This is a genomic window from Microcoleus sp. T2B6, from assembly GCF_036700475.1.
Lineage (GTDB): Bacteria > Cyanobacteriota > Cyanobacteriia > Cyanobacteriales > Microcoleaceae > Microcoleus.
Genome location: NZ_JAUBOZ010000018.1, coordinates 20,541 through 41,620, shown reverse-complemented (window position 1 = coordinate 41,620; position 21,080 = coordinate 20,541). Strand labels below are relative to the sequence as shown.

Annotated in this window: 14 protein-coding genes, 1 tRNA gene, 2 pseudogenes and 1 other annotated feature; of the genes and pseudogenes, 13 read left to right on the top strand and 4 right to left on the bottom strand. The window is 47.1% G+C overall.

Features of this window, described 5'->3' with window-relative positions; all coding sequences use genetic code 11:
• Nucleotides 1–43 precede the first annotated feature (43 nt).
• The 5 genes from QUA00_RS10740 to QUA00_RS10720 all read left to right on the top strand — a co-directional run bounded on the left by QUA00_RS10740 (nucleotide 44) and on the right by QUA00_RS10720 (nucleotide 11,956).
• Nucleotides 44–5,452, top strand: coding sequence for an amino acid adenylation domain-containing protein (locus QUA00_RS10740; protein ID WP_333409585.1), 5,409 nt, complete (start codon nucleotides 44–46; stop codon nucleotides 5,450–5,452).
• Nucleotides 5,453–5,483: 31 nt separating this feature from the next.
• On the top strand, nucleotides 5,484–6,518 hold the full coding sequence (locus tag QUA00_RS10735; protein ID WP_333409584.1) for a ParA family protein: 1,035 nt from the start codon (nucleotides 5,484–5,486) through the stop codon (nucleotides 6,516–6,518).
• 9 nt (nucleotides 6,519–6,527) lie between these two features.
• Complete coding sequence (locus QUA00_RS10730; protein ID WP_333409583.1) at nucleotides 6,528–7,130, top strand: HEPN domain-containing protein; 603 nt, start codon at nucleotides 6,528–6,530, stop codon at nucleotides 7,128–7,130.
• Nucleotides 7,131–7,222: 92 nt separating this feature from the next.
• A complete protein-coding gene (locus QUA00_RS10725; RefSeq protein ID WP_333409582.1) occupies nucleotides 7,223–11,326 on the top strand; it encodes an amino acid adenylation domain-containing protein in 4,104 nt (1,367 codons plus the stop codon).
• 369 nt (nucleotides 11,327–11,695) lie between these two features.
• The gene (locus tag QUA00_RS10720; RefSeq protein ID WP_333409581.1) at nucleotides 11,696–11,956 is read left to right on the top strand and encodes a hypothetical protein; all 261 of its coding nucleotides are present in this window, start codon (nucleotides 11,696–11,698) and stop codon (nucleotides 11,954–11,956) included.
• 73 nt (nucleotides 11,957–12,029) lie between these two features.
• Here QUA00_RS10720 and QUA00_RS10715 read toward each other — a convergent pair whose 3' ends face one another.
• On the bottom strand, nucleotides 12,030–13,466 hold the full coding sequence (locus QUA00_RS10715; RefSeq protein ID WP_445305733.1) for an inorganic phosphate transporter: 1,437 nt from the start codon (nucleotides 13,464–13,466) through the stop codon (nucleotides 12,030–12,032).
• Nucleotides 13,467–13,880: 414 nt separating this feature from the next.
• Here QUA00_RS10715 and rplS point away from each other — a divergent pair, with 414 nt between their 5' ends.
• Both rplS and QUA00_RS10705 read left to right on the top strand, forming a co-directional pair.
• The gene (gene rplS, locus QUA00_RS10710; RefSeq protein ID WP_333054363.1) at nucleotides 13,881–14,264 is read left to right on the top strand and encodes a 50S ribosomal protein L19; all 384 of its coding nucleotides are present in this window, start codon (nucleotides 13,881–13,883) and stop codon (nucleotides 14,262–14,264) included.
• A 133-nt stretch (nucleotides 14,265–14,397) separates the two neighbouring features.
• Nucleotides 14,398–14,470: transfer RNA gene (locus tag QUA00_RS10705), tRNA-Trp, on the top strand.
• 58 nt (nucleotides 14,471–14,528) lie between these two features.
• Here the strand turns inward: QUA00_RS10705 and QUA00_RS10700 are convergent.
• Nucleotides 14,529–14,723, bottom strand: a complete 195-nt coding sequence (locus QUA00_RS10700; protein WP_333106669.1) for a hypothetical protein — start codon at nucleotides 14,721–14,723, stop codon at nucleotides 14,529–14,531.
• A gap of 78 nt (nucleotides 14,724–14,801) precedes the next feature.
• Here QUA00_RS10700 and secE point away from each other — a divergent pair, with 78 nt between their 5' ends.
• From secE to rplL, 6 genes and pseudogenes are all read left to right on the top strand, one after another.
• Complete coding sequence (gene secE, locus QUA00_RS10695) at nucleotides 14,802–15,035, top strand: preprotein translocase subunit SecE (RefSeq protein WP_333409579.1); 234 nt, start codon at nucleotides 14,802–14,804, stop codon at nucleotides 15,033–15,035.
• Nucleotides 15,032–15,670, top strand: a complete 639-nt coding sequence (gene nusG / locus QUA00_RS10690; RefSeq protein ID WP_242721257.1) for a transcription termination/antitermination protein NusG — start codon at nucleotides 15,032–15,034, stop codon at nucleotides 15,668–15,670. Before secE ends, nusG begins: the two co-directional genes overlap by 4 nt.
• A 3-nt stretch (nucleotides 15,671–15,673) precedes the next feature.
• Nucleotides 15,674–16,099: a 50S ribosomal protein L11 gene (gene rplK, locus QUA00_RS10685; RefSeq protein WP_006635588.1), complete on the top strand. Its 426-nt coding sequence runs from the start codon at nucleotides 15,674–15,676 to the stop codon at nucleotides 16,097–16,099.
• Nucleotides 16,100–16,318: 219 nt separating this feature from the next.
• Nucleotides 16,319–17,032: a 50S ribosomal protein L1 gene (gene rplA, locus QUA00_RS10680; protein WP_190663916.1), complete on the top strand. Its 714-nt coding sequence runs from the start codon at nucleotides 16,319–16,321 to the stop codon at nucleotides 17,030–17,032.
• A gap of 108 nt (nucleotides 17,033–17,140) precedes the next feature.
• Nucleotides 17,141–17,313, top strand: a sequence feature (ribosomal protein L10 leader region).
• 29 nt (nucleotides 17,314–17,342) lie between these two features.
• Nucleotides 17,343–17,873: pseudogene (gene rplJ / locus QUA00_RS10675) on the top strand (50S ribosomal protein L10); the annotation flags it as partial.
• Nucleotides 17,874–18,178: 305 nt separating this feature from the next.
• Nucleotides 18,179–18,568: a 50S ribosomal protein L7/L12 gene (gene rplL, locus QUA00_RS10670; RefSeq protein ID WP_333106664.1), complete on the top strand. Its 390-nt coding sequence runs from the start codon at nucleotides 18,179–18,181 to the stop codon at nucleotides 18,566–18,568.
• A 200-nt stretch (nucleotides 18,569–18,768) separates the two neighbouring features.
• Here rplL and QUA00_RS10665 read toward each other — a convergent pair whose 3' ends face one another.
• Nucleotides 18,769–20,397, bottom strand: a complete 1,629-nt coding sequence (locus QUA00_RS10665) for an FAD-dependent oxidoreductase (protein WP_333409620.1) — start codon at nucleotides 20,395–20,397, stop codon at nucleotides 18,769–18,771.
• A gap of 180 nt (nucleotides 20,398–20,577) precedes the next feature.
• Nucleotides 20,578–21,080 (bottom strand): annotated as a pseudogene (locus tag QUA00_RS10660) (CopG family transcriptional regulator); the annotation flags it as partial.

Here is a 21,080-nt window from a genome sequence, read left to right as displayed (position 1 = left end):
TTTCTTTTATTGATTTGCCCAAGTAATGACAGGATGACTCAAAATGCCCGATCCAAAAATATCGAGTTCATCGCCAAATGCCAGAGATTCTGTCAGGGTGGAGCTAGTTGAGTTTTTATCTTACCTTCGCAGTCTAGATATTAATATTTTTGTTGAGGGCGAGATCCTGCGCTGCAATGCTCCTGAAGGAATTCTTACACCCGAACTGCGCGCCGAAATTTCTCAGAAAAAAGCCGAAATTATTTCATTTTTAAAAGCAGCTAATCGTACTTCTAGTTTTACTTCTACACCGATTGTTCCTATGGGGCGGGACGGAAATCTACCGCTTTCCTTTGCACAGCAGCGCTTGTGGTTTCTCGACCAATTAGTACCGAACAATCCTTTTTATAATGTTCCCGCAGCATTGCGTTTGACAGGTTCGCTCAATTTTTCGGCGCTGCAACAAACCTTCAATGAAATTGTGCGCCGCCACGAAGCTTTACGCACGACTTTAGCAGTAGTTTCGGGGCAACCTGTTCAGAGAATAGCTGCTGCTTTCCACCTCCCGATTAATGTAGTGGACTTGCGAAACTTGCCAAAGGAATCTCGACAAACTGAAGCAAACAGGCTCACCGCCCAGGAAGCTCAACGCTCTTTCAATTTGTCCAATGACTTGTTGCTGCGAGTCACATTATTGCAGTTAGATGATGCCGAATATTTACTAATGCTGAATATGCACCACATTGTCTCCGATGGTTGGTCTATCGGAGTGCTTATTCAGGAATTAGGCGCACTTTACACGGCCTTTGCTAGCGAAAGACCTTCGCCTTTACCGGCTTTGTCGATCCAGTACGCGGATTTTGCAAAATGGCAGCGCGAATGGCTGCAAGGGGAAGTTTTAGAAACGCAACTTGCTTACTGGCGGCAGCAGTTAAACGGCATTTCTATGTTAAATTTGCCTGCGGATAGACCCAGGCCAGCAATTCAAAGTTACCGAGGCAAAAGGCAATTTTTGCAACTGCCAAAACAACTGAGCGAGGCTTTAGAAACGTTGAGCCAGCGCGAAGGAGTGACGCTGTTTATGACAATGCTGGCAGCTTTTAAAACGTTGCTTTACCATTACGCGCAGCAAGAAGATATTGTAGTAGGTTCGCCGATCGCCAATCGCAACCGCAGTGAAATTGAAGCATTAATCGGGTTTTTTGTCAACAGTTTGGTGCTGCGTACAGATTTGTCGGGAAATCCAACTTTTCGGGAACTTTTAAACCGAGTCAAAGAGGTAGCATTAGGAGCTTACGCTCACCAAGATTTGCCGTTTGAGAAGTTAGTAGAAGAACTGCACCCCGATCGCGCTTTGAACCAAAATCCATTATTTCAGGTGGCGTTTGCGCTGCAAAACGCGCCGGGGAATCGGTTAGAATTCCCAGAATTAACACTCAGGCCGCAGCAGTTAGATGTGGGTACAGCGCGGTTTGATTTGGAGTTTCATTTGTGGGAGCGATCGCCCAACAGTTCGGGAAGCAAGCAATCGCCCAGCAATAAGCTGTGGGTTGATAGCTCAGAGGGCATCAGCGGCATGGTTATTTACAGCGCCGATTTATTTGATGAAGCTACGATTACCCGCCTGATCGGGCATTTTCAAGCCTTGTTAGAAAGGATTGTGACAAATCCCGAACAGCGAATTGCCAACTTGCAATATTTGAGCGCCCAAGAGCGCTATCATTTGTTAGTTGAATGCAACAATACTCAGGCGGATTATCCGCAAGATTTGTGCATCCATCAGCTATTTGAAATGCAGGCCGATCGGGCACCGGATGCGGTGGCGCTGGTATTTGGAGATGAGCGAGTCACCTATCGAGAGCTAAATCTCCGCAGCAACCAACTAGCACGTTATCTGCAAAAAATTGGGGTTGGGGCGGAAGTTTTAGTCGGGCTTGGCTGCGGGCGATCGCTCGATCTGATCGTGGGGATGTTGGGTATCCTGAAAGCGGGAGGAGCTTACCTAATTTTAGATCCGAGCTATCCTGCTGAGCGATCGAGCTTTATGCTAAAAGATGCTCAAGTGTCAGTATTGCTTACCCGCCAGGGAATAAATTCCCTGTCTAATAGCGAAAGTCGTCTAAAGACGACTGAAGGAGGACAAGTTTCCAGTCGGCTTCAGCCGACTTCAGCTATGAGCCAGGGAATAAATTCCCTGGTGGATGATGGCGAAGTGCAAAATTTAGAAACACAGTCAGTATTGCTTACCCGCCAGGGAATAAATTCCCTGTCTAATAGCGAAAGTCGTCTAAAGACGACTGAAGGAGGACAAGTTTCCAGTCGGCTTCAGCCGACTTCAGCTATGAGCCAGGGAATAAATTCCCTGGTGGATGATGGCGAAGTGCAAAATTTAGAAACACAGTCAGATGATAAAATTAACCATCCAAGGGTTGTTTTTCTAGACACAGACTGGGAGATGATTTCCCAAGAAATCGCCGACAATCCCACCAGCGCAGCCACAGCCGAAAATCGGGCTTACGCGATTTACACCTCCGGTTCCACGGGAAAGCCGAAAGGAGTGGAAATTGAGCACGGGAGCTTGTTAAATCTCGTTTTTTGGCATCAAAGAGAGTTTGGGGTGTCAGCGGGCGATCGAGCAACCCAAATTGCAGCGATCGGCTTTGATGCTTGCGGGTGGGAAATTTGGCCTTATCTCGCCGCCGGAGCTAGCATCTACTTTCCCGAAGATGACATCAGGCGAGATCCTGAAAAACTGCAAAACTGGTTAGTATCAAAAGCAATTACAATGAGCTTTTTGCCAACACCTTTAGCCGAGAAACTTTTGCTATTAGATTGGCCTCAAACAACAGCGCTGCGAATCTTGCTCGCAGGCGGCGAAAAACTGCAACAACATCCTTTAAAATCCCATCCATTTAAGCTAGTAAATAATTACGGCCCAACCGAAAACACCGTCGTCACAACTTCCGGTTATATTCCTGTAACAGAGCAAACAGACATCGCCCCGACAATTGGCCACCCCATTGCTAACACTCAAATCTACATATTAGACAAATATTTGCAGCCAGTGGCGATCGGCGTTGTTGGCGAATTGTACATCGGCGGAAACGGACTCGCTCGCGGCTACCTCAACCGCCCAGATTTAACCGCACAAAGCTTTATTGTCAATCCTTTTAAACCAAATTCAGACACCATTCTCAATGACTTGTTTAGGAACAGGCAAGATGCCTGTTCCACAAGGGATGAATTTTCTTGTGGAACAGGCATCTTGCCTGTTCTCGATAATGGTGCAACATCTCAGTTTAAACCAAATTCAGCAGAGCGAATTTACAAAACCGGCGACTTAGTGCGCTACAGAGGCGATCGCAACCTGGAATTTTTGGGACGTATTGACGAACAAGTAAAAATTCGCGGTTTCCGCATCGAATTAGGAGAAATCGAGACACTATTAGCTCAACATCCCGCCGTGCAGCAAACTGTAGCAATAGCTTCGGAAGATGGACAGGGAGATAAACGTTTAGTAGCTTATATTGCCCTGAATGCAGAATATAGCGTTGCCCGCGAAAAAAACCAAATAATGCAATTGCAGGACGAACAGGTTTTGCAGTGGCAAATGCTCTACAATGAAACTTACAATCAACCTGCTGTTGACTCAGATCCAACATTTAATATTGTCGGCTGGAATAGCAGCTATACTAATCAACCAATCCCAGCAGAACAGATGCGCGACTGGGCGAACAATCAAGCCGCCCAAATTTTAGCTTTGCAGCCTAGCCGAGTGTTAGAAATTGGCTGCGGCACAGGTTTGTTGCTGTTCCAAATTGCCCCTCGCTGCACCCAATATTGCGGAACAGACTTTTCACCTATTTCGCTAAACTATATTCGGCAGCACTTGGCAAATCAAGAGTTAGCTAATGTAACGCTGCTTCAGAAAATGGCGACTGATTTTGAAGGAGTAGAGACAGCAGCTTTTGACGCAGTAATTCTCAACTCTGTCGTGCAATATTTCCCGAATATCGACTATCTCGTGCAGGTGCTAGAAGGTGCGGTGAAAGCAACTACTCCCGGCGGCTTTATATTCATCGGAGATGTTCGCAGCTTGCCGTTGCTGGAAGCTTTCCACGCTTCGGTACAACTGTATCAAGCCGAACCTTCTCTCGCGGGCGAACAGTTGCAGCAGAGAGTACAAATGCAAATTTTTCAAGAAACAGAGTTAGTTATTGAACCAGATTTTTTTAGCGCATTAAAACACCGCTTTCCACAGATTTGCGGCGTAGAGATTCAATTAATTCGCGGTAGTTATCACAATGAGTTAACTGATTTTCGGTACAATGCTATTCTGCATATTGCGTCGGAAACAGATCCCCCCCAATCCCCAGGGCGGTTTCATTCTCACGAAAATCAGGCTTTTGTAGGGGCGGTGCCCCCGTGCCCGCCCCCACCCACAGACGATTTCACAGGCGTTTGGGACATGGGGACAACCACAGGGGGATTGCCCCTACCGAGAATGAAACCGCCCTGCCCCCAATCCCCCGCACAAGGGGAGTTGGGGGGATCGAAACGGCTGGATTGGTTGGATGAAAATCAGAATCTGACTGTTACCAAGGTGCAACAAATATTATTGCAAAATCAACTCGATGTTTTAAGAATTGCTAATGTGCCTAATGCGCGGGTAACGGCAGCAGTTAAGGCGACAGAGTTGCTGTCTGTTGTCGATAAATTTTCAACGGCAGGTCAGTTGCAGAAAGCCGTGGAAAAAGTCGAGGATTTAGGAGTCGATCCCGAAGCGTGGTATGCTTTGGAAGTTCCGTATAATGTTAATATTAGTTGGTCTAATTCCGACAGTCAAGGGCGCTACGATGTAGTGTTTGCACGGGGCGAAACTAGAGATTTTGTGCCAGAAACCAGAAGCGATAACTTGCGTCCTTGGCGCTCTTATGCTAACAATCCCTTACAAGCTAAAGCAGCGCGTAAATTAGTGCCACAGTTGCAGGCTTATCTAGCAGAAAAACTGCCGGAATATATGGTTCCGTCGGCTTTTGTGGTGCTGGAGTCGCTACCTGTGACGGCTAACGGAAAGGTCGATCGCCTCGCTTTGCCTGCACCGCAGCCGATTAAGTTAGAATGGGCTGGCGGTTATGTTGCGCCTCATACTTCTATTGAGGAAGTTTTAGTGAAAATTTGGGCTGAGGTTTTGGGGATAAAGCGAGTGGGTATCCGGGACAATTTCTTTGAATTGGGAGGCCATTCTCTGCTGGCGACTCAGCTTGTTTCTAGAGTGCGAGATGCTTTCGCGGTAGAGTTACCTTTGCGCCGGGTTTTTGAAGCACCGACAATTGCAGAATTATCTAAGATTGTTGAGAGTTTGAAAGAGAGCGATGCTAAAATTAAAGCTCCTGCTTTAGTGCCTGTTTCTCGCGAGAGCCGCAGGTTCAAATTATCATCTCTCAACCAAGAAAGCAAAGAGAAATCATGAAAATTATATTATTTTTAAAGAAATTATACCCATGAGTTCATACGCTTTCTGGAACAATAAAGGCGGCGTCGGCAAAAGCTTCCTTTGCTTTGCAGCAGCTTCCGAATATGCTTACCGTTACCCCGATACAGATGTCTATGTAATTGATTTATGTCCGCAGGCGAATGTGTCAGAAATGCTACTTGGCGGATATTTCACTAGCCCAGATGCGCTGCATTTTTTAATGAGCAAAACTCCGCGCGCAACAGTAGCAGGCTATCTAGAAGCGCGTCTGAATTCTCCATTTCGGATGGTTGCAGACGTATCCCCATATCTATGCGAACCGAGAGAATTCAATCAGAATATACCAGAGAATCTAAGACTTGTATGCGGGGACAATTACCTGGAAATAATTTCTGAAGCAATCCGACAAACATCCCAGTTGGAAATACCTTATGACTCGTGGAAACAGGTGCTAACTTGGGGACGAGACCTGACGGTTGCCCTGCGTTCATATAGCGGCGATCGCGATACCATATTCTTCATAGACTGTAGTCCTACTTTTGCTATTTCTACACAGCTTGCTCTTGTGGCTGCCGAAAACTTGATTGTACCATTTATAGCGGACTATACTTCACGTCTTGCGATCGAGAATGTCCTCGCAATTCTCTATGCCATAACCGACCCCCATACTGCGCCATACGCACGAATTGCTTTTGCAAAACGCGCTAAGGAAGAAGGTGTACCTGTACCAAAATTACATACATTCGTGAGCCTAAATTTGACTTTGTACAAAGGGAGAGCGAGCAAGGCATCCGAAGCTGTAAACCAGAGAATTATGCAGATGATGGATGATATACACAAGAAGCACCGTCATATTTTTGCTAACTCCAAAGACAAGCCGAGTAACACCTTCATTGAAATCCCAGATTTTACCAGCGGTTCTGTACTCGCTGCTACGACTGGCACGCCCTTGCACAAACTCACACCAGCAGCCAAAAACATCGCGGGCGAGCAGGTGCAATTGAATGCAGAGTCATTGCAAAGGTACCGAGATGCACTTGAAAAGTTCGTGAACTGTATTTAGGAAATCGCCGTGCCGTCACCAGCAGCATTGAAGTACAAAACAGCGTCCAACACGGCTAGAACACTTCGCGAAACAGCTACAGATCCCCGCTTGCAACCAATATCGCGCAGTAAAACTCAAGTCTACTATCACTCCGCTCTAGCTGCATTTGTTGCTGTATGGGATGCTTACATAAACGAACTCGTTCGCAACTTTTTCGCTGCAACTGCAAATCCTTTAGATCCCAAATTTCATGCCGTACATTCTATTGCTAGAGATGCGGCGGAACGCGCACTTGAAAGATTTAATACACCAAACGCGGAGAACACGCGAAACCTTCTGATTCAAAACACTGGTTACGATCCTATTGGCGATTGGATTTGGTCTGCAAGAAGCCTGAGCGGATTAGCCGTTCGGCAGAAGCTAAATGAGATTTTAAGAGTGCGGCACAGTTTTGCACATGGTTTTGCTATTCCCGCGCTTTCTTGGACTCAAACAGCAACCGGAAAAGTTCGGCTTACGGCTAAAGCGATAGACGATGTTGATGTGTTTTTTACACATCTTGTGAATGTTACCGACCTCGGCATGAAGCAGCATATCGAAACGAGTTATAGTCTAGTATTGCCTTGGTAAAGATTTTAATCAAAGAGATGAAATCTTATCTATGTAATATTTGTAGGCTACTTTGTACGCGCTTTCCTTTGAGGCTTGCCTGATAATTTGATATGACTCAGTATCTTTCCGACAATTCCCTCCCGGCTGGTGAAGAAAAGCTTAATCTTCCCGAAGAAACAGAAGTTTTCGTCTTCCCGGCATCCTTTGCCCAGCAGCGGCTTTGGTTCCTCAATCAATTAGCACCGGGCAATCCTTTCTACAATGTCTCAACAGCGCTCCGCTTAACAGGTTCCCTCAACTTAAGATCCTTAGAGCAAACCTTCAATGAAATTGTGCAGCGGCACGAAACTTTACGCACAACTTTTACGCTTTTGGAAGGGGAACTCGTACAAATTATTGCTCCCATTCTAACCGTATCCCTCCCCACAATCGACTTACAAAATCTCTCGCCAACTCAGCAGGAAACCGCAGCGCTGCAACTCGCAACCGATGCAGCGCAATGCCCTTTCGATTTAGCCGCCGGGCCGTTATTCAAAGTAACGCTGTTACAACTCAGTGAAACAGAACATATATTGTTGCTGAATTTACATCATATTGTGGCTGATGGTTGGTCGATTGGAGTGCTAATTCGAGAGCTGGGAACGCTCTACACAGCATTTGTAAAAAATGGCATCTCGCACTTACCAGCACTGCCCGTGCAGTACGCCGACTTTGCAGAGTGGCAGCACCAATGGTTGCAGGGCGAAGTATTAGAAACCCAGTTAGCTTATTGGCGGCAGCAGTTAAATGGAATTACCACACTCAATCTACCAACAGACAGGCAAAGACCAGCCGTTCCATCCTACCGCGGCGCTAAACAATTTATAACACTATCACCTGCTTTGAGCGAGGCGCTAAAGTCATTGAGCCAGCAAGAAAGCGCGACTTTATTTATCACTCTACTAGCTGCTTTTCAAACTTTGCTGTACCGCTATACAGGACAAGTAAATATTGCAGTAGGAACGCCGATCGCCAATCGCAACCTGAGCGAAATAGAAGCATTAATCGGTTTTTTTGTCAACAGTTTGGTGCTGCGTGCAGATTTATCAGGAAATCCAACTTTTCGGGAACTATTGCATCGGGTAAAAAACGTCGCAATGGCAGCCTACGCCCACCAAGATTTGCCCTTCGAGAAGTTGGTTGAGGAAATGCACCCCGATCGCGAGTTGAGCCGCAACCCCCTATTTCAAGTTAGTTTTAGCCTGCAAAACACTCCTGTAGCAGCGCTGGAATTGCCGGGAATCGTTGGAGAGGCGATCGACTTTGATGCGGGAACCGCCAAGCTAGATTTAGAGTGCCACTTGTGGGAAGATGCAGGAAGTATTCAAGGGCAATTTGTCTACAGCACAGATTTATTTGATAGCACCACAATTGCGCGCATGGCGGGACATTTCCAAACGCTGCTTGAAGCCATTGTTGCCAATCCCAAACAGCACCTCAGCGACTTGGCTTTGCTGACAGCGCCAGAATACCAGCAATTATTAATCGATTGGAATGACACTCAGAGAGATTATCCGCAAAACCAGTGTTTCCATCAGCTATTTGAAGAGCAAGTCGAGCTAACGCCCGATGCTGTCGCCGCCGTCTTTGAAAACCAGCAGTTAACCTACCGCCAACTCAACAGCCGAGCCAACCAACTTGCACATTACTTGCAGAAATTGGGAGCAGCACCAGAAGTTTTAGTGGGCCTTTGTGTAGAACGTTCCTTAGATGCGATCGTCGGATTGCTAGGCATTATCAAAGCAGGCGCAGCCTACCTGCCTTTAGATCCAACTTATCCTCAAGAGCGCCTTAACTTCATGTTAGAAGATGCTCAGGTGTCGATTTTGGTAACTCAGCAGCACTTAGCCCAAAACTTGACGCAGCCGGAAAATTACGGAGTTTTTTCAGTAGTGTGTTTGGACTCCGACAGAGAAATTATCGCCCAACAAAGCCGAGAAAATCCAACTACAAATATCCTACCAGAAAACCTAGCCTACGTCATTTACACATCTGGTTCAACCGGAAAACCCAAAGGCGTTTTAATCGAACATCGGGGACTATACAACTTAGCCCTAGCTCAAATAGAAGCTTTTAACTTAAACTCAAATCACCGCATTTTGCAATTCGCATCCCTGAGTTTTGATGCCTCAATCTTTGAGATTGTCATGGCCTTGGGAACCGGAGCAACACTTTACTGTGCCAAGAAAGAATCTTTGTTGCCCGGACAAACATTAATCGAATTTTTGCAGGACAATGCTATTACCCACGCTACCCTCCCGCCCTCGCTGCTAGCAGTCCTTGCAAACGCCGAAATTCCCGCACTGCAAACAATCATCTGTGCTGGCGAATCCTGTTCCCCGGAGATTGTTAAACGCTGGGCTTCCCGGCGCAGATTTTTTAACGCTTACGGCCCTACAGAAGCGACAGTCTGGTCAAGTTTGGCCGAAATTGGCGAGCCCAAAAAACCGCCAATCGGCCGCCCAATAGCTAACACTCAACTCTATATTTTAGATAAAAATTTACAGCCTGTACCCGTTGGAATTCCCGGTGAATTGTACATCGGCGGCAGCGGATTGGCGCGAGGCTACCTGAACCGCCCCGAATTAACCACCCAGCGATTTATTGCTAATCCGTTTAGCCAGAAAGCAGGAGAACGAATTTATAAAACTGGTGACTTAGCTCGCTATTTTCCAGACGGCAATCTTGAGTTTTTAGGCCGCACTGACGAACAGGTAAAAATTCGCGGTTATCGAATAGAATTGGGAGAAATTGAAGCACTGCTGGTTCAGCATCCAGCAGTCAAAGAAACAGCGGCGGTTGCTGTGGATGATTTGTCGGGCAACAAACGCCTAGTTGCTTATGTCGTTCCCAATCAAAATCAGACGCTTAATTCCGGGGAAATACGCAATTTGCTCAAACAACAACTGCCCAATTACATGATTCCCAGTGCTTTTGTGGCGATGGATTTTCTGCCCCTAACTCCCAATGGCAAAATCGACCGCCTGCGCCTACCTGTACCGGGAAATCTAACTAGCAATTCAATAGATCAAAGCTGCCTTGCACCTCGCACACCAACCGAGTCAACCCTCGCCCAAATTTGGGCCACAATCCTCAACGCAGAGTGCGTTGGCATTCGCGATAACTTCTTCGATTTGGGTGGAGATTCCCTGCTGGCAATCCGCCTCATCAATGAGATTAACCAGCAATTTCAGCGCGAATTGCCGCTGTCATATCTTTTTTTAAATCCGACAATTGAAGGTTTAGCAGATTCGCTATCTTCAGAAACAAATTCTCTGGAATGGTCGCCTTTAGTTGCAATTAAGCCTCGCGGTAAAAATCCCCCGTTCTTCTGCGTTCATCCCATCTTTGGCGTCGTATTTCCTTATGTCGAGTTAGCATTTGGGCTAGGAGAAAATCAACCGTTTTACGGGCTGCAACCAAAGGGTATTGACGGCGAAAGCTCTCCGTTAACTAGCATTGAAGACATGGCGGCTGACTATATCGCAGCCTTGCGTACCGTTCAACCAAAAGGACCTTATTTTTTAGGAGGCTGGTCTTTTGGAGGTTTGGTCGCTTTTGAGATGGCTCAACAGTTGCTCGCAGCGGGGGATGAAGTGGCTTTACTTGCTGTGCTGGATACTTTAGCGCCGGTTTCTGCTAACAAACCTTCTTTTTGGGACGGTTGCAAGTTTATTCTGACTACTGTTTCGCGCTCTATCTGGCCTTTTGTAGTAGATTATTTTCGCTTGGTGGCTGCTGCGGAAAATGTTCAAAGTGGCGGTATTGCGGTCAAATTTCCGAAATTAAATAAGATGCTTAATCTAGTAGCTAATTTTTGGTCTCGCTGGAATTGGAAACAGGCCGTTATGGTTAGCATCCTATCTCAGGAGTCAAAAGAACGGAGCTGGCGCGAGCTGGCAATTCCCTCAATGTTTACTGTATTTCAGGCTAATAGTCAAGCAACTCTCAGCTATGTACCGAAAATTTATCCGCAGCGAATTACTCTGTTTAGATCGAGGGAAAAGCTAAGCATGAATCATCAAGATCCGACTCTTGGCTGGAGCGAATTAACGACCCAAAAAGTAGACGTGATTAGAGTTCCTGGGAATCACCTGACTATGCTGAGAAAGCCCTGCGTCGAGGTGCTGGCTCAACAGCTAAGGCATTGCTTGGAGAAGGAATTAAGTGATTGAGGAACCCGCGTGCTTGTGTGTCGAATAAAATAATCTTTATCACGTTTGTAGTGAGGACTTTAGTCCGAGTGAGTTTTATGAGACTAAAGGGACACTCCAAAAGCCCATAGGTGTCCACTTAAGCCTGAAAGCCTTGATAAATCTCGTTTTTCCCTAAGTCTAGATCCCCCTAAATCCCCCTTAAGAAGGGGGACTTTGAAAAAAACTCCTGTCCCCCCCTTCTTAAGGGGGGCTAGGGGGGATCTGGCCTCAATCGTCAAACAGTAGTCTGTGACTGGGTTTGACGTTAAATTGACACTAATGGGCATTGCCGTGTCCCTACTGTACTGGAATACGCTTGATCACGTTTGTAGTTAGGATGTCAAAAAATTGCGATCGCCCGAAGAACACTTTTTGCAACTAGAAATCATCATGCAGCGCCACGCCGCAGCACTCGAAGCTGAAGTCAGAGCTTTGCAAGCCGCTGACGAAACCGCCCAGTGGCCTCCTGAATGGAAGCGTTGCTATAATTGGCGTTTCGCTAAAATTTTCGCTTCAGTGAAGATTTTTTGTAACTGGGGTGCAGATGCTGCGGCTTGGAAGCTTTTGCCTTCGCGAGTTTATCCCAACCGAGGCAATCAGAAGGATTAGTTAACTGTTGACTGTTGACTGTTGACGGTTGACTGTTCTGAAATGCCTCAATCTAAAATCTAAAATCTAAAATCTAAAATTGCCCAATGGATTGGGCGATGCTGAAGATGATAGCAGCCAAACCTGCTGCGATCGGAATTGTCACCAGCCAAGCCGAACCAATTGACAGCAAAGTTTGCAAGCGTACTGTTTTCCAAGCTTTGATCAGCCCGACTCCGACGACTGCACCGACTAAAGCGTGGGATGTGGAAACTGGCAAACCGAAGCGGGATGCTAGCAAGACTGTGGTGGCTGTGGCTAATTCCGCACAAAATCCGCCGCTTGGCTGGAGTTCGATGATCTTTTCGCCGACTGTGGCTATTACATTTTTGCCCCAGATGGTTAAACCGATGACTATTCCTGCGCCTCCGAGGACTAAAATCCACAGGGGAACGCTGAAATCCTCTGAGGGAAAGGAACCTGTGCGCCGGATGTAGGCGATCGCAGCTAGGGGAGCAACTGCATTTCCTACGTCGTTGGAACCGTGGGAAAATGCTACAAAACAGGCGCTCAAGACTTGAAATCTCGCCATTTGTTGCTCGATGGGAGAGTGGCGGGGAGGGGGAGAGGGGGAGAGGGGGAGAGTGGGAGATTGGGAAAATATTCCCTCTTTCTTATTCCTTGCATCCGTTACATCCGTTACATCCGTTACAAAATCCGCTGCCGAACCTTCTTCCTTCTCAACTGATTCTAATTTTTTCCAGCTATTGAGTGTCAAGGCGATCGCCCCCATACTCCCGATGCCAATGACAATATCGTGAATTGGAAGATTCCAGCCAAATCGATCGTGCGCGGCAGCGATCGCCCCTGTCTGCACCAAAGCAACATCCACAACAGACGGCAGTACAATTATCCCAAATACGCTCAGCATAGCTGCACTCAGCCAAGGTATCCACTCGCGCATTTGAGATAGAGGATCTGGTCGATCGAGAATCGAATACTTCACCACACTGTAAAATAGTGCGGCTAAAGCACCGCTGGCAACAGGTGTCGCCACCCAAGTTAGGGAGATGGTGCCGATGGTTCGCCAATCAACTGCATTAATTCCGGCTGCAACACAGCTAAAACCCGCGATCGCGCCCACGACTGCATGGGATGAAGAAACCGGCAAACCTCGACTGGTAGCGATTTGCAGCCATATCCCGCAAGCTATCAGCACTGACACCATCCCGATCAAAAATACTTGCGGTTTGGCCGCGAACACTTCTGCATTCACAACTCCTGTTGCGAGAGTTTCGGAAACTCCTTGTCCGAACAGCACTGCGCCGGAAAACTCCAGTATGCCTGCAACAATTATTGCCTGCCGCAGCGTTAGCGCCTTCGAGCCTACGGATGTTCCCATCGAGTTAGCGACATCGTTGGCCCCCAAGTTGGCGGCGACGTACAAGGCGAGCGCGGCCATTGCCCCCAATTGCAGAAATACGACCCCAGAGGTATCTAACATAGAATTTTTTTGACATAAAACGGGCATTTCGATATATGATAATGGATTGTGAGTTTTGGTAAATCCGGTCAGTAACCCAGGTCTAAAAGACACTGGGCTTGCAAGAGCAATTCCCGCAAGCCGTACTGACCAGCTTAAGTCTTCATTGACTACGTTTTTTGAGTCACGACACCTGGAAATGCGTAGCTAGTTTCCTGCTCTGTCATTTGCAATTAAACAGTCTTAAGGTCACTGAGACAGTGTTGCAAGTCTAAAAAGCTCTTAAAACATTGGCGAAGCTAACATTACTGGAATGGCAAGGCGCTCCCGGCAATACAGGGATTCAGACAAGTACCATTCCTCTACTTGTCTAGCCCCGAAAGGGGTAGGCGGTTTAAACCGCTCGTGTCGTTTCCCTCTCTTGGCTCAAGCCACTGAGTGTCCCACTTACCGAGTTTTTTTATGAAAGGCGCAGAAATAATCCGTTCGATCGAAACGGCAGAAATAGATAGAGTCAAGCAAGAACTCAATAAACAAGTTCCCGAAATTTACGTGGGCGACACAGTGCGAGTCGGCGTAAGAATTAAAGAGGGTAACAAAGAACGGGTTCAGCCCTACGAAGGGACTGTGATTGCTATGCGTAACGGTGGGATTAATGAAACAATCACCGTTCGCCGCGTGTTTCAGGGCGTCGGCGTGGAACGGGTGTTTTTGATTCACTCGCCCCGCATCGCGACGATCCAAGTGATGCGCCGCGGGAAAGTCCGCAGAGCAAAACTTTACTACCTGCGCGATCGGGTGGGCAAAGCTACTCGCGTCAAACAGCGGTTCGATCGCTCCCTGTAGGAATGCACCCAGCTTCCCCTTGGTTCATGGTTCATGGGAAATTGAGAAATTTTAAAAAAAAGTTTCCCATTTAGAGCGCACTGTGTTAAAATAGAAATCTAGAGGTTAAGCGAATTTCAGCAACCTCACCTGTGCGCTCTTAGTTCAGTTGGTAGAACGCAGGTCTCCAAAACCTGATGTCGGGGGTTCAAGTCCTCCAGGGCGCGCTGAATCACCAAACTTTAAATTCTGCCCGAAAGCGCCCGGATTATTGGCTGGCAACAGTCAAAACCGCAAACTTTCGGGTAGAATTAATTTTTGTGGGCGGTTCGCAAAAAATGCCATCAACAAATCCTCGGTGTCGCTTCTCGATCGTCGGTTTCGGCGATCGGCATTTACGCCGTTGATTGGTTGGGCTTGTAAAAAAGTCGTGGCTTTAGATTTGAGATTTGGGACTTGGGCGTAAGTGGTTAGTGTCACAAAATCTGAGAGCCGCGGGCCACTCACACCATCTAAAATCTAAAATCTAAAATCTAAAATCGCAAGGGGGATTGAATCGTGGCGAAAAAAGACGAAGCTCAAGAAACTCAAGAAATAACGGCGCCTGGGTTTAATCCTACGGGTTTTTTAAAGGAAACTAGAGAAGAACTCGACAAAGTGGTTTGGCCCAGCAGGCAGCAGCTAATCAGCGAGTCTTTGGCGGTGCTTTTGATGGTCATCCTCTCAGCAAGCCTGATCTATTTGGTGGATAACTTCTTTAACTGGGGCGCGGGAAAGGTGTTTGGGCCATGACTTTTGCATCAGAAGAATCTGAGTATTCCACAGAAGCGACGGGACAGGCAGCATCGCCAGATGTGCCGGAGATTGATGCTCGCTGGTATGCTGTTCAAGTTGCCTCTGGCTGCGAAAAGCGGGTGAAGGCAAACTTGGATCAGCGGATTCAAACTTTGGATGTTGCCGATCGCATCGTTCAAGTAGAAATTCCGCAAACTCCGGCAATCAAAGTCGGCAAAGACGGTTCCAGGCGGCAGTCAGATGAAAAAATCTTTCCCGGCTACGTACTCATCCGTATGTTTATGGACGAGGATACGTGGCAGGTGATCAAGAATACCCCGAATGTAATTAATTTTGTCGGGGCAGAGCAGAAACGCCGCTACGGGCGCGGCAGGGGTCACGTCAAACCGCTACCTCTGAGTCATTCGGAAGTAGAACGGATCTTCAGAAACGCTCAGGAATCAGAACCAGTTGTCAAAGTATCGATGTCTACTGGAGACCACGTTGTGGTACTTTCCGGGCCATTTAAAGATTTTGAAGGTGATGTGATTGAAGTTAGCCCGGAACGAAACAAGCTCAAAGTTTTACTCTCGATTTTTGGGCGCGATACGCCTGTAGAATTGGAGTTCAATCAGGTTCAGAAACAGAACTAACTAATGGCAAAGAAAGTTGTTGCAGTAATTAAGTTGGCGATTACGGCGGGAAAAGCCAACCCAGCTCCTCCGATCGGCCCAGCTCTGGGTCAGCACGGCGTCAATATTATGATGTTTTGCAAGGAGTACAATGCTAGAACCGCAGACCAAGCGGGTCTGGTGGTTCCGGTAGAAATTTCGGTTTTTGAAGACCGCAGTTTTACATTTATTCTCAAAACCCCGCCGGCGTCGGTTTTGATTCAAAAAGCCGCTGGCATTGCTAAGGGTTCGGGAGAACCTAATCGCAAGCAAGTAGGGACGATTACACAGGCTCAGTTACGAGAAATCGCTGAAACCAAAATGCCTGACCTCAATGCTAATGATGTTGAGGCTGCTATGAAAATTGTGGCAGGAACGGCTAAAAATATGGGCGTGGCGATCGCTGATTAAAGTCAGTTGTCAGTTGTCAGTTGACAGTTGGCAGTTGTCAGTAATTCAGGATTTTGAAGCTAAAATCTTCAAGCTCAAATCGCAAATCCTAAGTCGGTTCAGGGGGAGAAGCAAAGCTTCGCTAGTAACCGAAAACTGGTAGATTTTAAGATTGTCCGATAGGTTCAATCTAAAATCTAAAATCTAAAATCTAAAATCGACTGACCCCAGGAGATAACAATGGCAAAGAAAGTATCGCGAAGACTGCAAGAACTTCAAAAGAAAGTTGAAGACAGACCTTATCTACCGCTGGAAGCTCTGCAACTTTTGAAAGAAACAGCAACCGCTAAGTTTGGCGAAGCTGCTGAAGCTCACATCCGTTTGGGAATTGACCCGAAATATACTGACCAACAGTTGCGGACAACTGTATCGCTACCAAAAGGAACTGGTCAAGTAGTCAGAATTGCGGTGATTGCTAAGGGCGAAAAAGTTAAAGAAGCTCTGAATGCCGGCGCGGATATTGCTGGTTCTGAAGAGTTAATCGATGAAATTCAGAAGGGCATGATGGACTTCGATTGCCTGATTGCTACCCCAGACGTGATGCCGTTGGTGGCAAAATTGGGTCGGTTGTTGGGCCCGCGCGGTTTGATGCCTTCTCCCAAAGGTGGCACGGTGACGACTGACATTGCTCAGGCGATCAACGAGTTTAAAGGTGGTAAACTAGAATTCCGTGCCGATCGAACTGGCATCGTTCATGTTATGTTTGGCAAGGCAGCTTTCTCAGCGGAAGATTTGCTCGTCAACCTTCATGCTTTGCAAGAAACTGTTGACCGCAACCGTCCTTCTGGTGCTAAAGGTCGCTACTGGCGCAGTTTGTACGTATCCGCAACAATGGGCCCGTCGATCGAGGTCGATATCAGTGCTCTGCGCGATACCAAACTTGATGCTGCGTAGAAAGAATTAAGCAGAAGGCAGAAGGTAAAAGACAGCTTCGGCTGTCTGTGTAAATCTCTCACAGGATTTGCGTCATAGCCTTGCTATGTCTGCCTTCTAGTGATAGCCTAATCAAAAATCAATAAGCTGAAGACCGCAGGTGCCGATCGCTTAATTTCCTGCCGAGGCTGAAGAAATAAAAACTCAAGACTCAAAGATTAGAAATTTTCTATTTTTAATTCTGACTTGTTAATTTTTAATTCTCTGCCCCGGCTCGAAGGTCGGGGTTTTTGACGGGCAGTTTTCGATCCTAAAAGGAGGTGAAATAAGTATGGGCAAAACTTTAGCGGTAAAAAATGAGATTATTGCAGACCTCAAGCAAACCTTGAGCGAATCTCAATTGGCGATCGTGATTGACTACACGGGCTTAACTGTTGCTGAAATCACAGATTTGCGTCGGCGTTTGCGTCCGAAAGGCAGCAGTTGCCAAGTGGCAAAAAACACGCTAATGCGAATTGCTGTTGAAGGTAACGAAACCTGGCAGCCGATACAAGAATTGCTGACAGGTACGTCGGCGTTTCTGTTCGTGCAAGAAGATATTGGCGGCGCGATTAAAGCTTACCAAGAATTCCAAAAAGTCTCTAAGAAGACAGAACTTCGCGGCGGCGTGATGGAAGGACGGGTACTGAAAGAAGCTGATGTTAAAGCATTAGCCGATCTGCCGTCGAAAGAACAACTCATGGCTCAAATTGCTGGCGCTATCAACGGTGTCGCAACCAAGTTGGCTGTGGGTATCAATCAAGTTCCTACTTCGATCGCTCGCGGTCTTAAGGCTTATGCTGAAAAAGACGGCGATTTAGCAGAAGTAGAAGCAGAAGCAGCAGCACAACCTGAAGCAGAAGCAGCAGCACAACCTGAAGCAGAAGCAGCAGCACAACCTGAAGCAGAAGCAGCAGCGCAACCTGAAGCAGAAGCAGCAGCACAACCTGAAGCAGAAGCACCAGCAGAAGCAGACAGCACATCTGCGTAAGTCATTAGTAATTAGTCACGAGTCAAGAGTCGTTAGTTTTGAGAAACAAACTGATCACTGGAGACGAGAAACTAATAATTAATGAGCAATCGAAAGTCTCAAATTCCAAATCTACAATCGAACTAGGAGTTCAAAAAATGTCTACAGCAACTGATGAAATCTTGGATAAACTTAAGTCTCTGACTTTGCTCGAAGCTTCTGAATTGGTCAAGCAAATTGAAGAAGCTTTCGGCGTCAGCGCTGCTGCTCCTGTAGGCGGCATGATGATGATGGGCGGCCCTGCTGCTGCCGCTGCTGAACCCGAAGAAGTACAAACTGAGTTCAGCGTGATTCTTGAAGAAGTTCCTGCTGACAAGAAAATCGCAATTCTGAAAGAAGTCCGCGCTATTACCGGTCTGGGTCTGAAGGAAGCGAAAGACTTGGTAGAAGCCGCACCGAAGGCAGTTAAGGAAGCTATTGCTAAGGAAGCTGCTGAAGAAATGAAGAAACAGCTTGAAGCTGTGGGCGCAAAGATTGCTATCAAGTAGTCAGAGAATGTAGTTGATATCAATTCGGGTGACACCGGAATGATTGTTGACTGTTGACTGTTAACTGTTAACTGTTGACTGTTGACTGTTAACTGTTAACTATTAACTGTTAACTATTCCTTAAAATTAATCGCGCGATAGTTACATCTCTCGCGCGATTAATTATTGTTGGCGTAGGGAAACGGCATGGCCGTTTCCTCTTAGATTTTAGAGGTGGCTTCCATTTGTCGCACTACTGTTAAAGCAGAATAGGAAACACCGGCAGTACCTTCTCCGGGATGGGTGGAGTCGCCCACTAACCACAAATTTTTAATTGGTGTGCGGTTGGCAAATCCGAAGGGGCCGAAAGTTGGTATTCGCTGCCCAATGCCACCCACAACGCCTCTATCTCTCGCTGTGTAGCGGGCAAAGGTGCGGGGTGTGGCGGCTTCTTGGTGTACGATCGACTCTGGCGTCAAATTGAAATATTCGCTCAAACGGGCGATCGCCCCTGCGGTATATTTTTGCTTTAATCCTTCATAATCAACCGAATTCCACCACATTCGAGTATCAGTAAATGAGGAAGCGATAATTGTCGCCATTCCCTTCGGTGCTCGGCCATCTCCCGGATGGCTGACAGAAACAAATAATGAATTATTCTCCCCAATCTCGCCGTCGTAATCGTAGAGAAACTGAAGGTGCGGCGGACAATTGGTCGGAATTGCGCTTTCATGCACTCCTAAATATATGACAAATGCACCGGATGCGGGCGGCAATTTATCTACTCGATATTTGTAGCCTGCCATTTGATTTGGCAGTTGGTTTGTTGTGTGTGAAGTCTCTGACTTAACCGATAAATTATCTGTTAAATTATCTGTTGAACTTCCGACAATCGGCTCGCTTGACAACAATTTTACTAGATTTTGCGCGGTCACGTTGGCAACAATGCGATCGGCTGTTTCTGTCCAAACTTCGCCTGTTTTTTGATTGCGAATCACTGTACCGGTGGCTTTGCCGTTGGCGGTGACAATACTTTCAACTGTATGCCGCAACAGGACTTTGCCGCCGTCTCGTTCGATCGCCTCTACAAGTCGATCGCTCAACACCTGCATACTTCCTTGTAGATGATACAATCCCTGTGGCTCTTGCGACACTCCTAAAGCCGTCGCCGCGTAAAGTAGCGCCGTTTCTTCAGTATCGACTTGAGAATACAATTTTAACTGCAAATCGAGAAAAGTTTTCAACCGCAAATTGTCGCCCAACCCACAAAGTCGCAAAGCATCTCCCACTGTCATAAAAGTGAAAGGCAAAGTAATTAGAGTATCGGGGCGAACTGCTTGAATTAATTGCCAGAAATCCCAGAAGTTTCTGGGCGGTAAAACTGGATCGCGCCCTTGAAAGTTCCAGCTAGCTTTGAACAATGCAGACAATAATTGCCAAAAAGGTTCGCTTCCGGGAAACTGCCGCTGCCTTTCTTGCTGCCACTTTTGCGGATCTCGCCACACGCTAATCGGTGCGGTTTCTCCCGGCAAAAACACCGCACAAGCGGGATCGCAGGGTGTGGCGGGGGGAAGTTCTATGTCTAATTCTGAGAAAATTCGGTGGTGAATGCCTCCGGGTTCCAATCCTGCAACCTGCGTGGCGCCGACATCGAAGGTAAAGCCTTTGCGTTTGAAGGTGGAAGCGCATCCGCCGGGGACGATCGCCTGGTCTAAGACTAGCACTTTGTATCCTCTGCGGGCTAGCAGGGCGGCTGCTGTTAGCCCGCCGATGCCGCCTCCAATTACCGTGACGCGGCCCTTAGTGTCTGTGGGACTGGATTTGCCAAAAGGGGTGCGATCGCCTGTCATAAATTTATTTATTGTAATATTTCTTAATAGTATGCTCATATTTTGCAATAAAAAGCTCTTGTAGCGACAGGTTGAAATCTATCGCTACAAGAGGAAGGAGGCCGAGTTTAGAGGACGTTTTAGGGGTAAAGTGCTCCGGGCGCACCCGGAGCGTTAGACAGTGCCGTGCTGATGAGAGAATCAGGGACGGCGCCACTTGTTGAGATAAGCTTCGCCAATCCCAGCCACAGCCTGCATTTGACCTAGCTTTTCCCGTAAAGCTTTGATGGTTTTTAGCTGTTCTTGAGACTGTTGCTGCAAAGCGTCGTAATTTCGCTGTATTGCCGCACTCTGGCTCAATTGATTTTCTAGAGATTGCAACTTGCTTCGTTGAACTTGGAAGTCGCCGATCGCACTTGACTTTTCTGCTAACTCGTGCTGCAAAGATTCGTAACTCGACTTCGACACGGTTTGCTGCAATTGGCTTTCGAGATTTTGCTTTTCGGTGGCGAATTGCTGCTGCAAAGATTCCAAAGCACTGGATTTTTCAGCGATTTGGTGCTGCAAAGATTCCAGAGCACTGGATTTTTCGGCTAGCTGTTGCACAAAGTCGTGTTCCCGGTGTTCTTTTTCAGCGATTTGGTGCTGCAAAGATTCCAGAGCACTGGATTTTTCGGCTAGCTGTTGCACAAAGTCGTGTTCCC

Coding starts and splice junctions, on each gene's coding strand:
- QUA00_RS10740 (WP_333409585.1), top strand. CDS start 44: ATGCCCGATCCAAAAATATCGAGTTCATCGCCAAATGCCAGAGATTCT.
- QUA00_RS10735 (WP_333409584.1), top strand. CDS start 5,484: ATGAGTTCATACGCTTTCTGGAACAATAAAGGCGGCGTCGGCAAAAGC.
- QUA00_RS10725 (WP_333409582.1), top strand. CDS start 7,223: ATGACTCAGTATCTTTCCGACAATTCCCTCCCGGCTGGTGAAGAAAAG.
- QUA00_RS10715 (WP_445305733.1), bottom strand. CDS start 13,466: ATGCCCGTTTTATGTCAAAAAAATTCTATGTTAGATACCTCTGGGGTC.
- rplS (WP_333054363.1), top strand. CDS start 13,881: ATGAAAGGCGCAGAAATAATCCGTTCGATCGAAACGGCAGAAATAGAT.
- nusG (WP_242721257.1), top strand. CDS start 15,032: ATGACTTTTGCATCAGAAGAATCTGAGTATTCCACAGAAGCGACGGGA.
- rplK (WP_006635588.1), top strand. CDS start 15,674: ATGGCAAAGAAAGTTGTTGCAGTAATTAAGTTGGCGATTACGGCGGGA.
- rplA (WP_190663916.1), top strand. CDS start 16,319: ATGGCAAAGAAAGTATCGCGAAGACTGCAAGAACTTCAAAAGAAAGTT.
- rplL (WP_333106664.1), top strand. CDS start 18,179: ATGTCTACAGCAACTGATGAAATCTTGGATAAACTTAAGTCTCTGACT.
- QUA00_RS10665 (WP_333409620.1), bottom strand. CDS start 20,397: ATGACAGGCGATCGCACCCCTTTTGGCAAATCCAGTCCCACAGACACT.